15 protein-coding genes are annotated in these 17718 nt (G+C 64.5%); 9 read left to right on the forward strand and 6 right to left on the reverse strand.

Annotated features, from left to right (window positions below; genetic code table 11):
* Positions 1 to 69: 69 nt before the first annotated feature.
* The 6 genes from ACFVTG_RS22660 to ACFVTG_RS22685 form a co-directional block, all read right to left on the reverse strand.
* On the reverse strand, positions 70 to 684 hold the full coding sequence (locus ACFVTG_RS22660; protein ID WP_390282993.1) for a hypothetical protein: 615 nt from the start codon (positions 682 to 684) through the stop codon (positions 70 to 72).
* A gap of 143 nt (positions 685 to 827) precedes the next feature.
* Positions 828 to 1586, reverse strand: a complete 759-nt coding sequence (locus ACFVTG_RS22665) for a PP2C family protein-serine/threonine phosphatase (RefSeq protein ID WP_390282994.1) — start codon at positions 1584 to 1586, stop codon at positions 828 to 830.
* Positions 1586 to 2749, reverse strand: a complete 1164-nt coding sequence (locus ACFVTG_RS22670) for an adenylate/guanylate cyclase domain-containing protein (protein ID WP_284751380.1) — start codon at positions 2747 to 2749, stop codon at positions 1586 to 1588. The genes ACFVTG_RS22665 and ACFVTG_RS22670 overlap by 1 nt, the downstream gene beginning before the upstream one ends.
* A complete protein-coding gene (locus tag ACFVTG_RS22675) occupies positions 2739 to 3374 on the reverse strand; it encodes a PH domain-containing protein (protein WP_390282995.1) in 636 nt (211 codons plus the stop codon). Before ACFVTG_RS22675 ends, ACFVTG_RS22670 begins: the two co-directional genes overlap by 11 nt.
* On the reverse strand, positions 3367 to 4275 hold the full coding sequence (locus ACFVTG_RS22680; RefSeq protein WP_390282996.1) for a biotin--[acetyl-CoA-carboxylase] ligase: 909 nt from the start codon (positions 4273 to 4275) through the stop codon (positions 3367 to 3369). The genes ACFVTG_RS22675 and ACFVTG_RS22680 overlap by 8 nt, the downstream gene beginning before the upstream one ends.
* 47 nt (positions 4276 to 4322) lie before the next feature.
* A complete protein-coding gene (locus ACFVTG_RS22685; protein WP_390282997.1) occupies positions 4323 to 5222 on the reverse strand; it encodes an SDR family oxidoreductase in 900 nt (299 codons plus the stop codon).
* Positions 5223 to 5433: 211 nt separating this feature from the next.
* Here ACFVTG_RS22685 and ACFVTG_RS22690 point away from each other — a divergent pair, with 211 nt between their 5' ends.
* The 9 genes from ACFVTG_RS22690 (at position 5434) to ACFVTG_RS22730 (ending at position 17675) form a co-directional block, all read left to right on the forward strand.
* A complete protein-coding gene (locus ACFVTG_RS22690; protein WP_390282998.1) occupies positions 5434 to 7017 on the forward strand; it encodes an acyl-CoA carboxylase subunit beta in 1584 nt (527 codons plus the stop codon).
* Entirely contained in the window at positions 7014 to 7268 is a 255-nt protein-coding gene (locus tag ACFVTG_RS22695; RefSeq protein ID WP_284751385.1) for an acyl-CoA carboxylase epsilon subunit, read from the forward strand. The genes ACFVTG_RS22690 and ACFVTG_RS22695 overlap by 4 nt, the downstream gene beginning before the upstream one ends.
* 142 nt (positions 7269 to 7410) lie before the next feature.
* Complete coding sequence (locus ACFVTG_RS22700; RefSeq protein ID WP_390282999.1) at positions 7411 to 9096, forward strand: DUF885 domain-containing protein; 1686 nt, start codon at positions 7411 to 7413, stop codon at positions 9094 to 9096.
* Between the two features lie 341 nt (positions 9097 to 9437).
* Positions 9438 to 10850 (forward strand): dicarboxylate/amino acid:cation symporter, encoded by a 1413-nt coding sequence (locus ACFVTG_RS22705; protein ID WP_390283000.1) that lies wholly within the window; start codon positions 9438 to 9440, stop codon positions 10848 to 10850.
* Positions 10851 to 10941: 91 nt separating this feature from the next.
* A complete protein-coding gene (locus ACFVTG_RS22710; RefSeq protein WP_284751388.1) occupies positions 10942 to 11427 on the forward strand; it encodes a YbjQ family protein in 486 nt (161 codons plus the stop codon).
* Positions 11428 to 11541: 114 nt separating this feature from the next.
* The gene (locus tag ACFVTG_RS22715) at positions 11542 to 12228 is read left to right on the forward strand and encodes a TetR/AcrR family transcriptional regulator (RefSeq protein WP_284751389.1); all 687 of its coding nucleotides are present in this window, start codon (positions 11542 to 11544) and stop codon (positions 12226 to 12228) included.
* A gap of 26 nt (positions 12229 to 12254) precedes the next feature.
* Positions 12255 to 14777, forward strand: a complete 2523-nt coding sequence (locus ACFVTG_RS22720) for an MMPL family transporter (RefSeq protein WP_390283001.1) — start codon at positions 12255 to 12257, stop codon at positions 14775 to 14777.
* A 265-nt stretch (positions 14778 to 15042) separates the two neighbouring features.
* Positions 15043 to 15717 carry a nucleoside triphosphate pyrophosphatase gene (locus tag ACFVTG_RS22725; protein ID WP_284751391.1) on the forward strand — a complete coding sequence of 225 codons (675 nt, stop codon included), beginning with the start codon at positions 15043 to 15045 and terminating at the stop codon, positions 15715 to 15717.
* A gap of 149 nt (positions 15718 to 15866) precedes the next feature.
* Entirely contained in the window at positions 15867 to 17675 is a 1809-nt protein-coding gene (locus tag ACFVTG_RS22730) for an acetyl/propionyl/methylcrotonyl-CoA carboxylase subunit alpha (protein WP_390283002.1), read from the forward strand.
* The last annotated feature ends 43 nt before the right edge of the window (positions 17676 to 17718 follow it).

Raw genomic sequence — 17718 nt, forward strand, 5'->3', positions numbered from 1 at the left:
TACCTATCTTGCCGCAAAGGCGCGACAAAATAGGGCCGCTGGGCGACAAGCAGGAATCACAAGCAGGAATCAGTGCGTGAAGCGGTGGCGGCTCCACAACGCGAAGGCAATGCCGCCGGCCGCCACCAAAAGCACGCCGCCCATGATCGCAACTACGGCGAACATGTCCGAACCCGGCCCTTTGGCATTGCTCACCGAGGCAGCCTGGGTGGCCTTGAGCCCGTCCTGGATGGGGGTATTCCAATTGGACGACGCCGACGGCGAGGCGCTCGCCGTCGGGCTGTCCGACGGGGTCGCCGAGCTGGAGACCGCAGGAGCCTCCGACGGCGCCATGCTGGGTTCCGGTTCCACAGGCACCTGCGTCACGGGTGCGGGCGCGGCGGGCGCCACCGGGGCTGGTTGAACCGGCGCGGGTGCCGGCAGCACGACGGGTGGCTTGGACGGCGCGGGATCCACCACCTTCGGCTGGGTCGGCTCAGGTGGTACAGGTGCCGGGTCCGGGGCGGGCGAGGTGGGCGAAACTTGTCCCTGCCCGGGAGCCACGATGGTCTCCGCGTGGGCCGAAAGCAAGGGGAAGGCGCACATCGCCACAGCCATGGCAATGCCCGCGAGGGCAACGGAGAACGGACGTCGCACAGCGGCACGGGTCGCGCCGCCAGAACGCGCGGAGGAGCGTTGGGTCATGTTTACCTCTGCAGGACGGCACGGGCCGCCCGGAGTTGGGGTGGTATTGACCGGAATCTTCCTACATAGTCCGGGCGTGTCGCAAATCCCGTTCCCCAAAATCGCCGTCGGCAGGAGCGGGCGCCGGTCCCCGCGTCGTCGTTCTACTCGATCCTGGCATCCACCACAATCGCGGTGACATTGTCCCGTCCGCCACTCACCAACGCCTCCTGGATGAGGGCATCCACCGCGCTTTGGGGCTTTTCCACCGTGCTCAGGATCCGGAGCATATGCTCGTCGCTCAGCTCCCCGGTGAGTCCGTCCGAGCAGATCAGCACCCGGTCCCCATCATGGATGGGCAGCAACCAGAAGTCCGCTTCGGTTTCGCCGCCGGTGCCGAGTGCCCGGGTCACTACATGGCGGCGCGGATGCACCGAGGCTTCTTCACGCGTGATGCTACCCGCCTCCACGAGTTCCTGGACTTCCGAATGGTCCACGCTGATCTGCCTGAAATCGCCCCCGCTCAAGCGATACGTCCGCGAATCGCCGATGTTCATGACCAGCCAATACGGGACACCCATGTGCTCGGCGACAACGACGCCGGTGAGCGTAGTTCCGGCGCGGCCACCCGTGGCATTCCGGATCTGAGAGTCGGCGGCAAGGATGCACTCTTGCATGGCAACAGCGGTCGCCGAACGGACTCCCGACGCCAATTGCGGCATGCTGCCGAGGGTACGTACGCACAACGCGCTGGCAATCTCGCCTGCCTCATGCCCACCCATTCCGTCAGCCACTGCGAACACCGGATCCATTGCAATGAGCGAATCTTCGTTCAGTTCCCGGCTGAGTCCACGGTCCGTCCCGTAGCCATAGCTCAAGGTGAATCCCGGCTCAGGGGCGGTCGCTGCGGACTGTGAATTCATCAGTCGAGAACCAGTCCCTTGCCAAGGCCGCGGGCAAGCCGGACAGGGAGGATTTCCCCGAAGCCACGAACGTTCTCGGCAGTCTGCGGAAGCAAGACGAAGCGTTCGTCCTGGCCCAGCGCTGCTGCCGTCATCTCGTCCACCAGGACCGTGCCGGGTTCGGCCAAAGCCGTAAGGCGGGCCGCCAGGTTGACCGTGGGGCCGTAGATATCGCCGAGACGGGAAAGGATGCGTCCCCAGACCATGGCCACACGGGCTTCCGGCAGGATTTCGTCTTCAGTGAAAGCCTGGGCGAGCGCCAAGGAGATCTCGGCACCCGCGGCCGGTGTCTCTGCAATGTAGAGGACTTCGTCGCCGACGGTCTTGACCAGGCGTCCTCCGCCGATGGAGATGATCTCCGCGCATTTGTTCTCGAAGCGCTGGACCAACTGGGCCAGGGTTTTCTCGTTCATGCGGCGAGACAGGCTCGTGTAGGAGACGAGGTCGGCAAAGCCCACGGCGCGCGCCAAGGGCAAGGGGGCATCGTCTTCGTCCCCTTCGCGGCCGGCCTCGCTGGCCTGCAAACCGGCTTCGGCACGGACGGCCAGGCGCTGCACACCGGCATTCATCTGGCGGCGCCACGAGTACAGCAGGATCTCTTCCATGGCATCCACGAGGTTGGGCAGTTCGTTGACCAACTGTTTGCGGGCAACGGCATCGGGAATGCCCTGCTGCACCACCATGTCTTCGATCAGGGCCTCGACTTGCCACACCACCATGCGGTCGGTCATCTGGCCGATGGCTCGCGTCACGGAGATGGCGGCTTCCTCGGTGAGCTTTCCGGCGCGGACAAGGTCAAGGATGGTGGAAAGCGCCGCGAGGTCGCGCTCAGTGAACGCAACGTCCTGGTCACCGAAATTGGGGAAACCCAGTGCCCGCCACAGTTTGCGGGCTGACAAGAGCGAGACGCCTGCGCCGGCCGCCACTTCACGTCGCCGGAGTTTGCGTTCCCCGCCCAAGAGCCTGCTTTCGAGTGCCTTGATGGCAAGCCGTTCTGCTGACAGGGCGCCGGTGGGCGGAGACACGACGGGGAGGACTCCCGTTGGCGCGTAGTCCACGGAAGGCTCGGGCACGGCGTCGGGCTCGTGGTCCACGTACTCAGGCTCCTGCTCGTCAACGCTCATCTCTTCCACCTTCTCTCATATCCCAGGGCAACGCGGCATCCGGGTAGTCAACTGGTCCAGCAAAACTGTCAAAATCGCCGGTCTCCGGCACAGCGCCGGGTCCGAACCTGACCCCCGTCGGAAGCTCGGCCATGGCTTCCAGGATGAAACTTCGAAACTTGCCCACCTCGGGAACGTCCGCAAGCACCGCGTCGCCGGGGTGCCCGGTATCCAAGGATATATTCCCGGAGCGCAATATCCGTTGGAGCAGCGATTGTTTGATCCCCACGCCGCGCACCGCGGCCAGCGGCACCTGCCAGTCGCCTCGGCGAAGCATTCCGAAGCGGGCAACTATCCGACCGCTTGTCAGGATGTACCGTATGCCGCGCCAGCGGATGAATCGCGGGAGGCTGTAGCCGAGCAGAACGATCGCTACGATGGCCAGGCACGCGGTCACCAACCATTGGGTCCAGTCGCTCGTGATGACTGGAAGCAGCTTGCCCGGCCCGCCCTTGACTATCCATGCACAGGCGAAGGCCGCCGCAGCGGGGACCAGTATGAATGCCAGGACGGGACCAAAGAGCATCCTGGGCTGCTGCCGCGTGATCACGATGACTTGCTCCCCACGCAGGAGCTCTTTACGCATAACCGCTTTCGGTAGCCCTCAGGTGGACGACGTCGCCGGCGGTCACGACGTGCTCGCGGCCGCCATGGTCCACCACCAAAAGGGAACCATACTCATCCAACCTGGACGCATGCCCCACCAATTCGTGGTCGCCCGGCAAATGCGCCTTCACTTCTCGTCCCAAGGTGACCATGACAGCTTCAACCCGCTTGTGCAGGGACGAGCCGCCGGCCAATCCCGCGGTGGGGTCGCCGTCGGCATTGCAGAAGCTGCGGTAGAGCGCCGCGAAACGTGACAGGTAGTTCTGCAGAAGGACCGTGCGGTCCGTGGTCGTGGCACCCTCAAGGAGGAGGGACGTGGCCGTCGGGACCGGCAATTCATCCTCGTTGAGCGTCACGTTGAGGCCGGTACCGAGGATCACGGCCGGAACGGATCCGTCCCCCATCGGCCCCATCTGGGCCAGGATGCCGGCAATCTTCTTGCCCCGGACTAGGACATCGTTGGGCCACTTGATCTCGGCAGGCAGGCCGGCGGTCTCCAGGAGGGTCTCGTGCAAGGCCAGCGCGCCCAGAAGGGACAGCCAGGAGTAGCTCTGGGTCGGTACCGGCAGCCCTTGGGAATTGACGGGTCGCAGGACGATCGAAACGGAAATCGCGGAACGTTCGGGAGATTCCCAGTGACGGTCGAGCCGTCCCCGCGCCGCCGTCTGGTGCTCGGCAGTGAGGACGGCGAGGTCGGCCCATTCCTTAGGCTCTGTGGTGACGGCGCGCAGCAAATCAGCGTTCGTGGAGCCTGTCGTCTCCACGATCTGCAATTGCGAAATACCGGCAGCCGCGAGGAAGTCGGGGTGAAGCAGGGCATCACGGTCCAGGCCCAAGCGCGGGGCACGTGGTTCGCTGCTGGCAGGCTGTTCGACATCCATAGACAGAATCCTATCCAGCCTGGCTGGTCCCGGAAGAAGTTGTCCGCTTAGAGGAAGATATCCGGCACCAGCTTCTCCTCCGGTGCTCCCAGACTGTAGGGACTGAAGTCTGAAACACCCGCTGCCCTCAGCACCTGTTCGTCCGTGTAGAAATTGCCCGTATTGCTTGCTGAACCGCCTGAGTCTGCAGACAGGTGCGCCCCGGTCAGCACAGCGTGGGCTGCATCCGCCATGATTTCCGGGCCCCTGGCGGCTTGGACGATCTGTTCCCCGCCGGGCATATTTCGAATGGCGGCGGTGTCGATCAGTGTGCAGGGCCAGAGCGAGTTGACCGACACGCCATCGTTCCTGAGTTCTTCGGCCAGGCCCAGTGTGGTGAGGCTCATGCCGTACTTGGCCATTGTGTACGCCAGATGCATCCCAGCCCACTTCGGGTCCAGGTTCAGCGGCGGCGAGAGAGTCAGGATATGGGCGTTGCTCGATTTCCGTAGGGCAGGCAGCGCGAGCTTGGACAGCAGGAAGGTGCCGCGGACGTTGATGTCCTGCATAAGGTCATAGCGTTTCATGTCAATCGCGTCAGTGCGGGAGAGGTCTATCGCCGAGGCGTTGTTGACCACGACGTCGATTCCGCCAAAGCGTTCGACGGCGGCGGCAACTGCCGCGGCAACGTCGCCGTCGCTGCGGACGTCCCCAACGAGCGGCAGCGCCTGGCCGCCGGCTGCTTCCAATTGTTCGGCGGCCGTGAAGACCGTTCCTTGCAGCTTGGGGTGGGGTTCTCCGGTCTTGGCCATGACGACGATATTGGCGCCGTCACGGGCCGCGCGGGTGGCGATTGCCAGGCCGATGCCGCGGCTGCCGCCGGACATCAGGATGGTGCGGCCCTTCAGTGATCCACGTGCCTGGTAGCGAAGGGCAGGGCTTGCAGAAGCATCGTTGCTTGAGGTCATGAGGACACTGTAGCCCAACTATGTTACTGGCGAGTAACATTGCTCGATGCTCGACTTGAAGTCGGAAAATTGTAGGGTTTCTACAGCGGTCTGTGGCTTTTGCGTCATTAGACTAGCCAACAGGGCCCGCACTTTGTACGGATGCTACTTAAGAGCGCATGCCTAACGAAGCAGTGCCAGCGTAAATCAGCTACAGAGCCGGAGACATTTGATGAGCCACGATCTGACAACGACAGCGGGAAAGATTGCCGACTTCCGCGACCGCCAGGCCCGTGCAGAACAACCTTCCGGCCCCGAAGCCATCGAAAAGCAACATGCACGCGGCAAGAACACCGCCCGCGAACGCATCGACATGCTCCTCGACGAAGACTCCTTCGTCGAGTTCGACGCTTTGGCCGTCCACCGCTCCACAGCGTTCGGCATGGAGAAGAAGAAGCCCCTCGGCGACGGCGTCGTCTCGGGCTACGGCACCGTCGACGGCCGCCTTGTGGCCATCTACAGCCAGGAATTCAGCGTCTACGGCGGCTCCCTGAGCCAGGTCAACGGCGAGAAGATCGTCAAGGTCCAGGAATTCGCGCTCCGCAACGGCTGCCCGATGGTGGGCATCAACGACGGCGGCGGCGCGCGTATCCAGGAAGGCGTCGCCTCGCTGGCGATGTTCGCTGACATCTTCCGCAACAACGTCCACTCTTCCGGCGTCGTCCCCCAGATTTCCCTCATCATGGGCCCGTGCGCCGGCGGCGCCGCCTACTCCCCCGCCCTCACCGACTACATCGTGATGGTGGACAAGACCTCCCACATGTTCATCACCGGTCCGGACGTCATCAAGACCGTCACCGGCGAAGACGTGGACATGGAAACCCTCGGCGGCGCTCGCCAGCACAACGCCACCACCGGTACGGCAACGTACCTCGCCAGCGACGAAGCCGACGCGATCGAGTTCGTCCGCGAACTCCTGGACTTCCTGCCGTCCAACAACCTTTCCGAGGCACCCGTCCTGGAGCACGAGCAGGAACTGGAGCTCGACGACGACGACCTCGCCTTGGACACGCTCATCCCGGACTCGGCCAACCAGCCCTACGACATGCGCAAGGTCATCGAGCAGATCGTGGATGACGCCCATTTCCTCGAAATGCAGTCGCTCTACGCCCCCAACGTGATCATCGGCTACGGCCGGATTGAAGGCCACACTGTCGGTATCGTGGCCAACCAGCCCATGCAGTTCGCGGGCACGCTTGACATCTCCGCTTCGGAAAAGGCCGCCCGCTTCGTCCGCCACTGCGACGCCTTCAACGTTCCAATCATCACCTTGGTGGACGTCCCCGGCTTCCTGCCCGGCAAGGACCAGGAATTCCAGGGCATCATCCGCCGCGGAGCCAAGCTGCTTTACGCCTACGCCGAAGCCACCGTGCCCAAGCTGACCGTGATCACACGCAAGGCCTACGGCGGAGCGTACATCGTGATGGGTTCCAAGAAGCTTGGAGCCGATCTCAACCTGGCGTGGCCTACGGCTCAGATCGGCGTCATGGGCGCCCAAGGTGCCGTCAACATCCTGTACCGCCGCGATCTTGCCGCGGTCGCCGAGGCTGGTGGCGACGTCGAAGCCAAGCGTGCCGAGATCATCCGCCAGTACGAGGAAGAACTCCTCAACCCCTACCAGGCAGCCGAGCTCGGCTACGTCGACGCCGTCATCGCGCCGTCGGAGACCCGCCTCCAGATCATCAAGGGCCTTCGCGCCCTCCGCGACAAGCGGGCCAGCCTGCCCACCAAGAAGCACGGAAACATCCCCCTGTGAGCGCCGAACAGAACCTCCCCGACTCCGGACCGGATTCCACGGACGCGGCACCGGCCGAGCCGTTGCTTTCTGTGGTCAAGGGAGACCCGACGCCGGAAGAACTCGCGGCGCTTGCCGCCGTCGTCGCCTCCCTTGGATCGCCCGAGGAAGCCGAAGCTCCAAAACCGAGCACGCGGCACTGGCTGCGACGCCAGCAGCTGCGCCTGGAACCCACGCCGGGTCCGGGCGCCTGGAAGCGCAGCCGGGGCTGAGTCCCGCGGTAACCCAACTGAGTCGCATTTAATGTCGCTTTGAAGGCCCAGAACGACATTAAATGCGAGCTAGTTGGGTTGTCATCCGATACATCTGCAACAACCCTTTCATAAGGGGCCCGGGCACGGTTAGGCTCTTGGGGTGACTACTCCAAATACAGCTCCGGCACGCCTCCAGACTGCCATCGATGCGGTCGCCGACGCCTACACGGACACCCTCCTTGCCCTCAATCCGAGCCTCGCCACCACCCTCGGCCTGCCCGGACACGAAACCGAATACCAGGATTTCTCGCCTGCGGGCGCGGCGGCATTCGCCAAGGCAGCACGCCACACCCTCGACGAGCTAGCCGCCCTCGAACCCACGGACGCCTCCGACGTCGTCACCCTCGACGCGATGCGGGAACGGCTCGGCCTGGCCCTCGAGATCCACGAATCCGGCTGGGACGCCGCGGACCTGAACAATATCGAGTCTCCGGCCCAAACCATCCGCGCGATCTTCGACCTCATGCCTACCGACACGGCCGAACACTGGGAGCACATCGCCGGCCGCGCAGCCAACGTTGCGGAAGCGATCGACGGGTACATCGTTTCCCTTCGTTCGGCCAAGGAAGCGGGGAAAGTCTCCGCGGTCCGCCAAGTCAAGATCGTCGTCGAACAGACCAGCAAATACGCGGCCGAAGACGGCTTCTTCGCCAAGCTCGCCGCCGAAGCCTCCATCGACGGCCAGCCGCTGCCGGCGGAACTGCAGGAAAAGCTCGACGCCGGTGCCGCCGTCGCGCGCTCCGCTTACTTGCGCCTAGCCGCCTTCCTCGATGCGGAGCTTCTGCCCTTTGCGCCGGAAAAGGACGCCGTGGGCCGCGAACGCTACGCCCTGGCCTCGCGTTTGTTCCTCGGAGCAACCGTGGACCTGGAGGAAACGTACGCCTGGGGCGTGCAGGAACTCGACAGGCTCATTGCCGAACAGGAACGGGTGGCCGAGCAAATCAAGCCCGGCGCGTCCATCGAGGAAGCCAAAGCCATCCTCGACAACGATCCCGCACGGCAAATCAAGGGCACTGATGCCCTCAAGGCCTGGATGCAGGAACTCTCAGACCGCGCAGTATCCGAACTGGCCGACGTCCACTTCGACATCCCGGACATCATGAAGACCCTCGAATGCCGTATCGCGCCCACGGACGAAGGCGGCATCTACTACACGGGCCCGTCGGACGACTTCTCCCGGCCCGGCCGCATGTGGTGGTCCGTCCCTGCCGGCGAAGACACCTTCACCACTTGGGCCGAAACCACCACGGTCTTCCACGAGGGCGTCCCTGGCCACCACCTCCAGGTGGCCACCGCCGTCTACCGCCGCGAGCTCCTCAACAACTGGCGACGGAACGTCTGCTGGGTCTCCGGGCACGGCGAAGGCTGGGCCCTCTACGCCGAAAAGCTCATGCTGGAGCTCGGCTACCTCAAGGACCCGGGCGACCACATGGGCATGCTGGACATGCAGCGCATGCGTGCCGCCCGCGTCGTATTCGATATAGGCGTCCACCTTGAGCTGCAGGTGCCTGAACGTTGGGGCAGCGGCACGTGGACCTCGGAAAAGGGCTTCGAATTCCTCAAGGCCAACCTTCCCATCAGCGCAGGCCAGCTCCAGTTCGAATTCACCCGGTACCTCGGATGGCCGGGGCAGGCTCCGTCGTACAAGGTGGGGCAACGGCTATGGGAAGAAATCCGGGCTGAACTCGAACGCCGCGACGGATTCGACCTGAAGTCCTTCCACACGGATGCCCTGAACATCGGTTCGGTTGGTTTGGATACGCTCAAACGCGCTTTGCTGGGTTAGTCCGGCGTGTCGGTCGCCCTTGGCGACACGCATCCTCGGCGTGCTGCTCCCCACCGGCCCCCTAGCCTCACAAGTTCGGCCAGGGAACCCTGCCGGTGTGGGCCCACTTCGTCGCTTTGACGCACGCTGCCGGATGCCTGTCGTCAAGGGCACGGTGCGGAAGGTGCCCATCACCTAGCCAAAACGCTGTTACATTCCCCACATTCCGTCCGGGAATAACTTCATAAATGGGTGGATTGGCGGTGAATTCATGGGCCTTTTTTGTAGTGAGTCGAATGTGAGGCCGTAACATTTCTCAACCTCGGGTCGCAGTGGTATTTGTCCGGGCTTAGTTTGTTCCGGTGAGCAATTCATCCAACACTTTGACTTCCGCCGGAAAGACGTCTTCCCGGCTTCCCAAGTGGGCAACGTCCTTCGGCGTCCAGATCATCGCGGCCTTGGTGATCGGCCTGGCCCTCGGCCTCCTGGCCAAAGCGACGGGTAGCACAACGAAGGCTCCCAACGGGCTCGGCGCCACGCTGCAGACCATCGGCTCGAGCTACGTGTCGCTGCTGCAGACCGCCGTCGTGCCCTTGATCTTCACCGCAGTGGTGAGCTCCATCGCGAACCTCCGCCAAGTGTCCAATGCGGCGAAACTGGCGTGGAACACCTTGCTCTGGTTCGCCATCACCTCGCTCATCGCCGTGACGATCGGCATCGGACTTGGAGTGCTCTTGCAGCCGGGCTCCGGCACCGGCATCACCAAGAAGGCCGAGTACGCCGGAAAGACCGGCGACTGGTGGGCGTTCCTCACCGGCCTCTTCCCCAAGAACTTCCTGGGCCTGGGCGCGAGCACCACTGTCACGGACGGAGTCGCCAGCACGTCGATCAGTTTCAATGTGCTGCAGATCCTGGTGATCGCCATCGCCGTCGGCGTCGCAGCCCTCAAGGTGGGCAAGCAGGCCGAACCGTTCCTGAACCTCAACGCTTCCGCCCTGGCCGTCATCCAGAAGGTCCTTTGGTGGATCATCCGCGTCGCCCCGCTCGGCACCATCGGGCTGATCGGCAATGCAGTGGCCGTCTACGGTTGGGACACCATCGGTTCGCTCGGCAAGTTCACGGTGGCCATCTACGCAGGCCTCGCCCTGGTGCTGTTCGTCGTGTACCCCATCCTGGTCAAGACCCATGGATTGTCCGTCAAGCAATACTTCTCGGGCGTGTGGCCCGCCGTGCAGCTCGCGTTCGTCTCGCGCTCCTCGATCGGCACGCTGCCGCTCACGCAGCGCGTCACCGAGCGCAACCTCGGGGTTCCCCAGGGTTACGCATCCTTCGCCGTGCCGCTCGGCGCCACCACCAAGATGGACGGTTGCGCCGCCATCTACCCGGCCGTGGCTGCGATCTTCGTTGCCCAGTTCTTCGGCATCAACCTGGACTTCAGCCAGTACCTGCTCATCGTGGTGGTTTCGGTCCTTGGTTCGGCGGCAACGGCAGGCACCACGGGCGCCGTCGTCATGCTTACGCTGACCCTGTCCACGCTGGGACTGCCGCTCGCCGGCGTCGGGCTCCTCCTGGCGATCGACCCGGTCCTGGACATGGGCCGCACCGCCGTCAACGTGGCGGGACAGGCGCTGGTTCCGGCCATCGTCGCCAAGCGGCAGGGAATCCTGGACGAATCGCTCTACAACGCTCCCCGCAAGGGAACGGCGTTCGCGGCCGAGACTGCGTCTGCGGAGGCATCCGAGGAAACTCGGGAGCTCGCTGACGCCACGGCCTAGCGGTCACCCAGCGTCGCGCGGACAAATCCCCGGGGGAATGCCCTGGGGATTTGTCCTTTTAACAGTGGTGAATTCTGGATAGGCTCTGTCCATGCTGATAGTCACCTCAAACAAGATTCCGGGCCACAGGATCGACGCCGTCTTCGGGGAAGTCATGGGCCTCACCGTCCGATCGCGGGATATCGGCGCCCAAGTGATGGCCGGCTTCCGCTCCCTCGGCGGCGGCGAGCTGCCCGAAATGACCAAGGCGCTCTATGAAAGCCGCCAGGAAGTCATGGCGCGCATGGTCAACGAGGCACAACAGCGCGGCGCCAACGCAATCGTCGCCATGCGCTTCGACACATCCGAGATGGGCGGGAACTGGACCGAAGTGTGCGCCTACGGCACCGCGGTGTTCGCCATCCCCCTGGCCGAAGGCGAGCCAGGCGCGACAGGCCAGTCGATCTACCTGACGAGCGCCGCAGCCCGGCAATCCACGCAGCCCACGACGCCGGCGGCGCCCCAGGGACAAACGGCACCGCCGGCGCCCGGACAGTTCCCCGCTTCCCCGTCTCCCCAAGAGCCTTTCCACCAGTAAGGCGGACGACGACGGCCGGCGACGCACAAGCGTCGCCGGCCGTTCCTTTTGGCTGGCCTGGGGAGCTGGAGATTTAACTTGCCCTGAGTGCAAAGTTGCACTTAGTGTAAATACGTGAGCACTACCGACACCACGGCCCTCCCCTCGCGCCGCGAACAAAACAAACTGGCCACCCGCCAAGCGATCGCGGACGCAGCCCTCGCCATGCTGCGCAGCAGGGGCGTCGGCAATTTCACTGTGGAAGACATCGCGGAAGAGGCCGGCGTATCCCGGCGTACCTTCTTCAACTACTTCCCCAGCCTCGAAGCCGCCTTGGCCTCCGTGACCGAAGGCTTCCTGGACCATGCCCTTGAACAATTCCGATTGCGCCCCTCGGACGAACCCATCCTCGATTCCGCCCGGGCCGCCCTCATGGCGCTGGCTGACCCGATGACGGTCTCCCCCATGGCCGAGCTCTTCAGTCTCACCCACGACAACCGCGCCCTGGTGCGTTCCGAACTCGAAGCCTGGGACCACTGCACCACGCAGATCATCGACGCTGCCCGTCGTCGCCTCGGCCCGGATGTCAACGAGCTCTATCTGCGGGCCTTGGCCGGGTCCATCATTTCGTGCGGCAAGGCAGCCATGAGCGTCTGGTTCGAACAACACGGCCCGGATCTTTCCGCAGAATCCCTCGCGAGCTTGCGGCAGCACTTGATCGACGCAATTGGCCTGCTCGGTTCGGGCTTCACGGCACCCGCCCCTCAAACCCCGTCGGCGCACAGCCCTCAGCCCGCGGCTGACCCTCAATACTCGGCATAACCACACACCGACAGATCGGTTCCGACATGGCACTCCTGCTCTACCGTCTTGGCAAGTTCTCCTATCGTCACCGCTGGCTGGTGATCTCCCTCTGGCTGGCCGTGCTCATGGCCGTCGGCGGCTCCGCGGCCGCCTTCCATGGCACCATGTCCAACAACTTCCAGATCCCCGGCACTGAGACCCAGCAGATGCTGGACAAGCTCAAGAAGGACCTTCCTGCCTCCTCGGGCGGTTCCGCAGGGATCGTCTTCGAAGCCGGCGACGCCGGGTTCAACCAAGCGGGCAAGGACGCCATTGCGTCGGCCCTCGCCCGGCTGGAAAAGCTGCCTGATGTGCAGTCAACGGTCAACCCCTTCACAACCCAAGCCACCTTGGACAAAGCACCGTCCGACCTTGCTGCCGGGGAACAGAAAGCAGCTGCCGGGCAGGCTGAGTTGGACAAGGCCCGGGCCACGCTCGATGCAGGGGATGCCCGGCTCAAGGCTGCGGAACAGCAAATGGCCGCTGCCGGGATGCCGGCTGCGCAGATCCAAGCGCAACTTGCCCCGCAGGAGGCCGAACTCCTGGCCGGGCGCCAAAAGCTCGATGCTGGCCAGAAGCAAGCCACGGACGGCGCTGCAGCCCTTGCGTTGGCAAAACGCCAGCTGACGGCTTCCCAAGGCATGCGTTTCGTCTCCGAAGACGGTAAGGCGGCAATCGCCCAGGTCCAGTTCAAGACCTCCATCAACGGCCTGACCCCTGCCGTCCGGCAGCAAGTTCAGGACATCGTCCACGGAGTCTCGTCAGCTGGCGTCACAGCCCTGGCCAGCAAGGAAATCACCGAGGACGTCTCGCAGTTGTTCGGTGTCTCGGAAATTATCGGCATTGCGGTGGCGGCGATCGCCCTCATCGTGATGCTGGGGACGCTCGTCGCCGCTGGCCTGCCCCTCCTGATGGCGATCATTGGCGTGGCCGTGGGTGTCGGCGGAACGTTTGCCCTCACCGGCGTCATTGATATGAGTTCCATCTCCCCGATGCTCGCGCTCATGCTGGGCCTCGCCGTCGGAATCGACTACTCGCTCTTCATCGTCAACCGGCACCGCGGGCAATTGCTTTCGGGGATGGACGCGGAGGAATCAGTGGCTCTTGCCACTGGAACCTCGGGTAACGCCGTTCTTTTCGCCGGCCTCACTGTTGTCATCGCGCTTGCCGCATTGGTCGTGCCGGGGCTCCCGTTCCTGGCCGTCATGGGCCTGTCGGCCGCCGCGACGGTGGCAGTCGCCGTCGTCGTCTCCCTCACTCTGACTCCGGCAGTCCTCTCGCTGGTGGGCCGCAAACTGATCTCGAAGCGGGCGTGGGCCAAGGCAGAACGCCACAACGCCGAGCCGGACCACGCCTCGGCGGACCGCGCGGCGGACCAGCGGCGGAGCAGCCGTGGTTGGGGTGGGCTCGTGACCCGGCATCCGGTGGTCTCGCTGCTTGCCGGCGTCGTGCTGCTCGGCGTGCTGGCCCTCCCGGCCTCCCAGCTGCGCCTCGCTTTGCCCGACGGCGGTTCGGAGCCTGTCGATTCGCAAGCGTTCAAGGCGTACGACCTCACCCGGACGAGCTTCGGCGAGGGCATGACCGGCCCCATCGTGGTTGTCGGCACCTTCCCGGACGGGCTCAGCGACGACCAGGCCAAGACCAAGCAGTTCGACGTCGCGAACAAGCTGCGCAGCGTCGACAACGTCGTGGCAGCCGTACCGGTAGCCCTCAGCCCGGATCACCGCACGGCCGTTTTCCAGGTCATCCCCAAGGACGGGCCCGCGAGCGCCAGCACCGTCCAGGTGGTCTCGGAACTGCGGGCCAAGGGTTCCGAAATCCAGCAGGCCACAGGCGCCACCATCGGATTGACGGGGCAGACGGCCGGCAATATCGACGTCTCTGCGAAGCTCGGTGCCGCCTTGCCGCCGTACTTGGCGATCGTCGTCGGGCTCTCGCTGGTCCTCCTGCTGCTGGTGTTCCGTTCGATCGTGGTCCCGCTGCTCGCCACCGGCGGCTTCCTGCTCTCGCTCGCGGCAGCTTTCGGCGCCGTCGTGGCCGTATACCAGTGGGGCTGGCTCGGATCCGTGTTCGACGTCGCCAATCCCGGAGCCGTGCTGAGCTTCCTGCCGATCATCCTGATTGGTGTGCTGTTCGGCCTGGCCATGGACTACCAGGTATTCATCACCTCTGGCATGCGTGAATCGTTCATGCATGGAGAGAACGCGAAGCAGGCGGTCCGAAGCGGCTTCAGCCATGCCTCAGCTGTGGTCACGGCCGCCGCCATCATCATGGTCAGCGTGTTTGCCGGCTTCATCTTCAGCCACTTGACCATGGTCCGGCCGCTCGGTTTCGCGATGGCGTTCGGCGTGCTCGTGGATGCGTTCGTGGTGCGGATGACCATTGTTCCGGCCGCGATGTACCTGTTGGGCGAGAAGGCCTGGTGGCTACCGCGGTGGCTGTCCCGCGTCCTACCCGACGTCGACGTCGAAGGCGCCAAGCTGCAGCGCACGACGGCGGCAGACGGGGCCAAGGAGCTGGTCCACTAAGCGTCTGGTTGCCTTTCAGCGGGCGTCGGTTCTGTGTCCGGAACCGACGCCCGCTCACCTATAACGTCCTTCCCCCAAACGCCCGCTCACCTATAACGCCCTTCCCCCAAACGCTCGCTCACCTGAATTCAAGGAACATGTCCACCTTGGGATATATCTGAAGGAGCGTTTCCCGATTTGGCCTCATAAGTGAGCGGGCGTCCGGCCCAACCCCCACACAAGTGAGCGAGCGTCGGGGGGCGGCGCCGCGTACTACGCTTGAGCCGTGACCCGATTGATCCTGGCCTCCCAGTCCCCCGCCCGCACCAAGCTCCTTAGGGAGGCCGGCATCCACCACGAGGTACTCGTCTCGGACGTGGACGAGGACGCTGTGCAAGCCCGGTACGGTGTGACCGATGCGCACGACACCGCTCTCCTCCTGGCCCGCGCCAAGGCCGAGGCCGTCGCTTCCCTGCCCGACGCCGAGGGGGCCCTGGTCATCGGCTGCGATTCCGTGTTCGAGTTCGACGGCGAATCGCACGGTAAGCCGTACACAGTAGACATTGCCAAGGAACGGATGCTGCGCATGAGCGGCTCCAAGGGCGTCCTCCACACCGGGCACTGGCTGGTGGACTGTCGCGAAACCGCGGCGGACGTGAACGACGGCGAGACGGCCTTTGGCACCGGAGCAACAGTCGGTGCCGTGTCCAGCGCGGAGGTCCACTTTGCGGAGATGAGCGAGAAGGACATCGACGCCTACATCGCAACCGGCGAGCCCCTGCACTGCGCCGGTTCCTTCACGATCGACGGCTTGGGCGGGGCCTTCATCCGCAAGGTCGACGGCGACCCGCACGCCGTCGTCGGGCTCTCCATCTCGACCCTCCGCGATCTACTCGGCCAGGCGAATGTTGGAATCACCGAACTCTGGACCCAAAACGGCTCCGAAGCCGGCAGCGAATAGCGGCGGTCCAGGTCGCCAGCGCGGCGGCCAATTTCCGGCCTTTGTAGCAACCCTACAAAGACAGGCCGTCTCACACACGGAATCCCCCATCAATATGGGCGGAACCCTCAAAATCACGCTAGGCTCCCTGAAGGACAGAAGGAGTCAACTTGTCAGCTAATCCGGCGCAGCCCATTTCCAGCCCTCTCACCAAGGTCTTGATCGCCAACCGAGGCGAAATCGCGGTCCGCATCATCCGCGCAGCCCGGGACGAAGGCATCGCTTCCGTGGCCGTCTATGCGGACCCCGACCGCGACGCACTGCACGTCCGGCTGGCAGATGAGGCCTATGCGCTGGGCGGCAACACCGCCGCTGAGTCGTACCTCGTGATGGACAAGTTGATCGACGTCGCCAAGCAGTCGGGCGCGGACGCCATCCACCCCGGTTATGGCTTCCTCGCCGAGAACGCCGAGTTTGCCGCCAAGGTCATCGACGCCGGCATCACCTGGATCGGCCCCTCCCCGGACGCCATCTCTGCGTTGGGTGACAAAGTGCAGGCCCGCCACATCGCCGAGAAGGTCGGCGCTCCCCTGGTTCCCGGCACTGCCGACCCGGTGGAGTCCGCTGACGAGATCCTGGCCTTCGCCAAGGAGTTCGGTCTCCCGATCGCCATCAAGGCTGCCTACGGTGGCGGCGGCCGCGGCATCAAGGTGGCCCGCACCATCGAGGAAATCCCTGAGCTTTTCGAGTCTGCAGTGCGCGAGGCTGTTGCCGCCTTCGGGCGCGGCGAGTGCTTCATCGAGCGCTTCCTGGATTCCCCGCGCCACGTCGAGACCCAGTGCCTCGCCGATGCCTACGGAAACGTTGTTGTCGTCTCTACCCGCGACTGCTCCCTCCAGCGCCGCAACCAGAAGCTGGTGGAAGAAGCCCCGGCACCGTTCCTGAGCCCCGAGCAGAACGAACGACTGTACGAGTCCTCCAAGGCCATCCTGAAAGAGGCCGGCTACCTGGGCGCGGGAACGTGCGAATTCCTGGTTGGTCAGGACGGGATCATCTCCTTCCTTGAGGTCAACACCCGACTGCAGGTGGAGCACTGCGTTTCGGAGGAAGTCACGGGCCTCGACCTGGTCCGCGAGCAGTTCCGCATCGCCCGAGGCGAAAAGCTCGGCTACGGCGATCCCGAGGTCCGCGGCCACTCCTTCGAATTCCGCATCACCGGCGAAGACCCGGGCCGCAACTTCATGCCCGCACCGGGAACCGTCAGCACCCTGAAGAACCCGACGGGTCCGGGCGTCCGCATCGACTCCGGCATCGAGCAGGGCGACGTCATCAGCGGGAACTTCGATTCCATGCTGTCCAAGCTGATCGTCACCGGTGCCAGCCGCGAACAGGCCCTCCAGCGTTCCCGCCGCGCCCTTGAGGAAATGGTGGTTGAAGGCATCCCCACCGTCATTCCTTTCGACCTCGCAGTGGTGACCGATCCGGCGTTCGCTCCGGCCGAAGGCCCGTTCAAGGTGCACACGCGCTGGATCGAGACCGAGTTCGTCAACAACATCCCCGCGTGGACGCCCACCGGAACCGGAACAGAAGCCGCCGACGCCGGTGAGCGGCAGCGCGTCGTCGTCGAGGTTGGCGGCAAGCGCCTGGAAGTTGTCCTTCCCGCGACTCTTGGCTCGGTTTCCTCGGTTGCCAGCGCGGGCGCCAAGGGCGCGAAGGTCAAGAAGCGTTCCCGCTCGGCGGGCGCTACGGCTGCCGTGGCGGGCGGCAACGCCCTCACTTCGCCGATGCAGGGCACCATCGTCAAGGTGGCAGTTGCCGCGGGCGATGTGGTTGCCGAAGGCGATCTGATCGTGGTCCTCGAAGCCATGAAGATGGAACAGCCCCTCACCGCCCACAAGGCCGGCACCATCCACGGCCTGGTGGCCAAGGCAGGCGAAACCGTCTCCGCAGGCGCCGTCATCGCGACGATCGAAGACTGAGCAGCGCTTAAATGGCTCCGGCCCCGCACCATTGGTGCGGGGC

The sequence above is a fragment of the Arthrobacter sp. NPDC058127 genome, from assembly GCF_042884555.1.
In the GTDB taxonomy this organism is placed as follows: Bacteria; Actinomycetota; Actinomycetes; order Actinomycetales; family Micrococcaceae; genus Arthrobacter.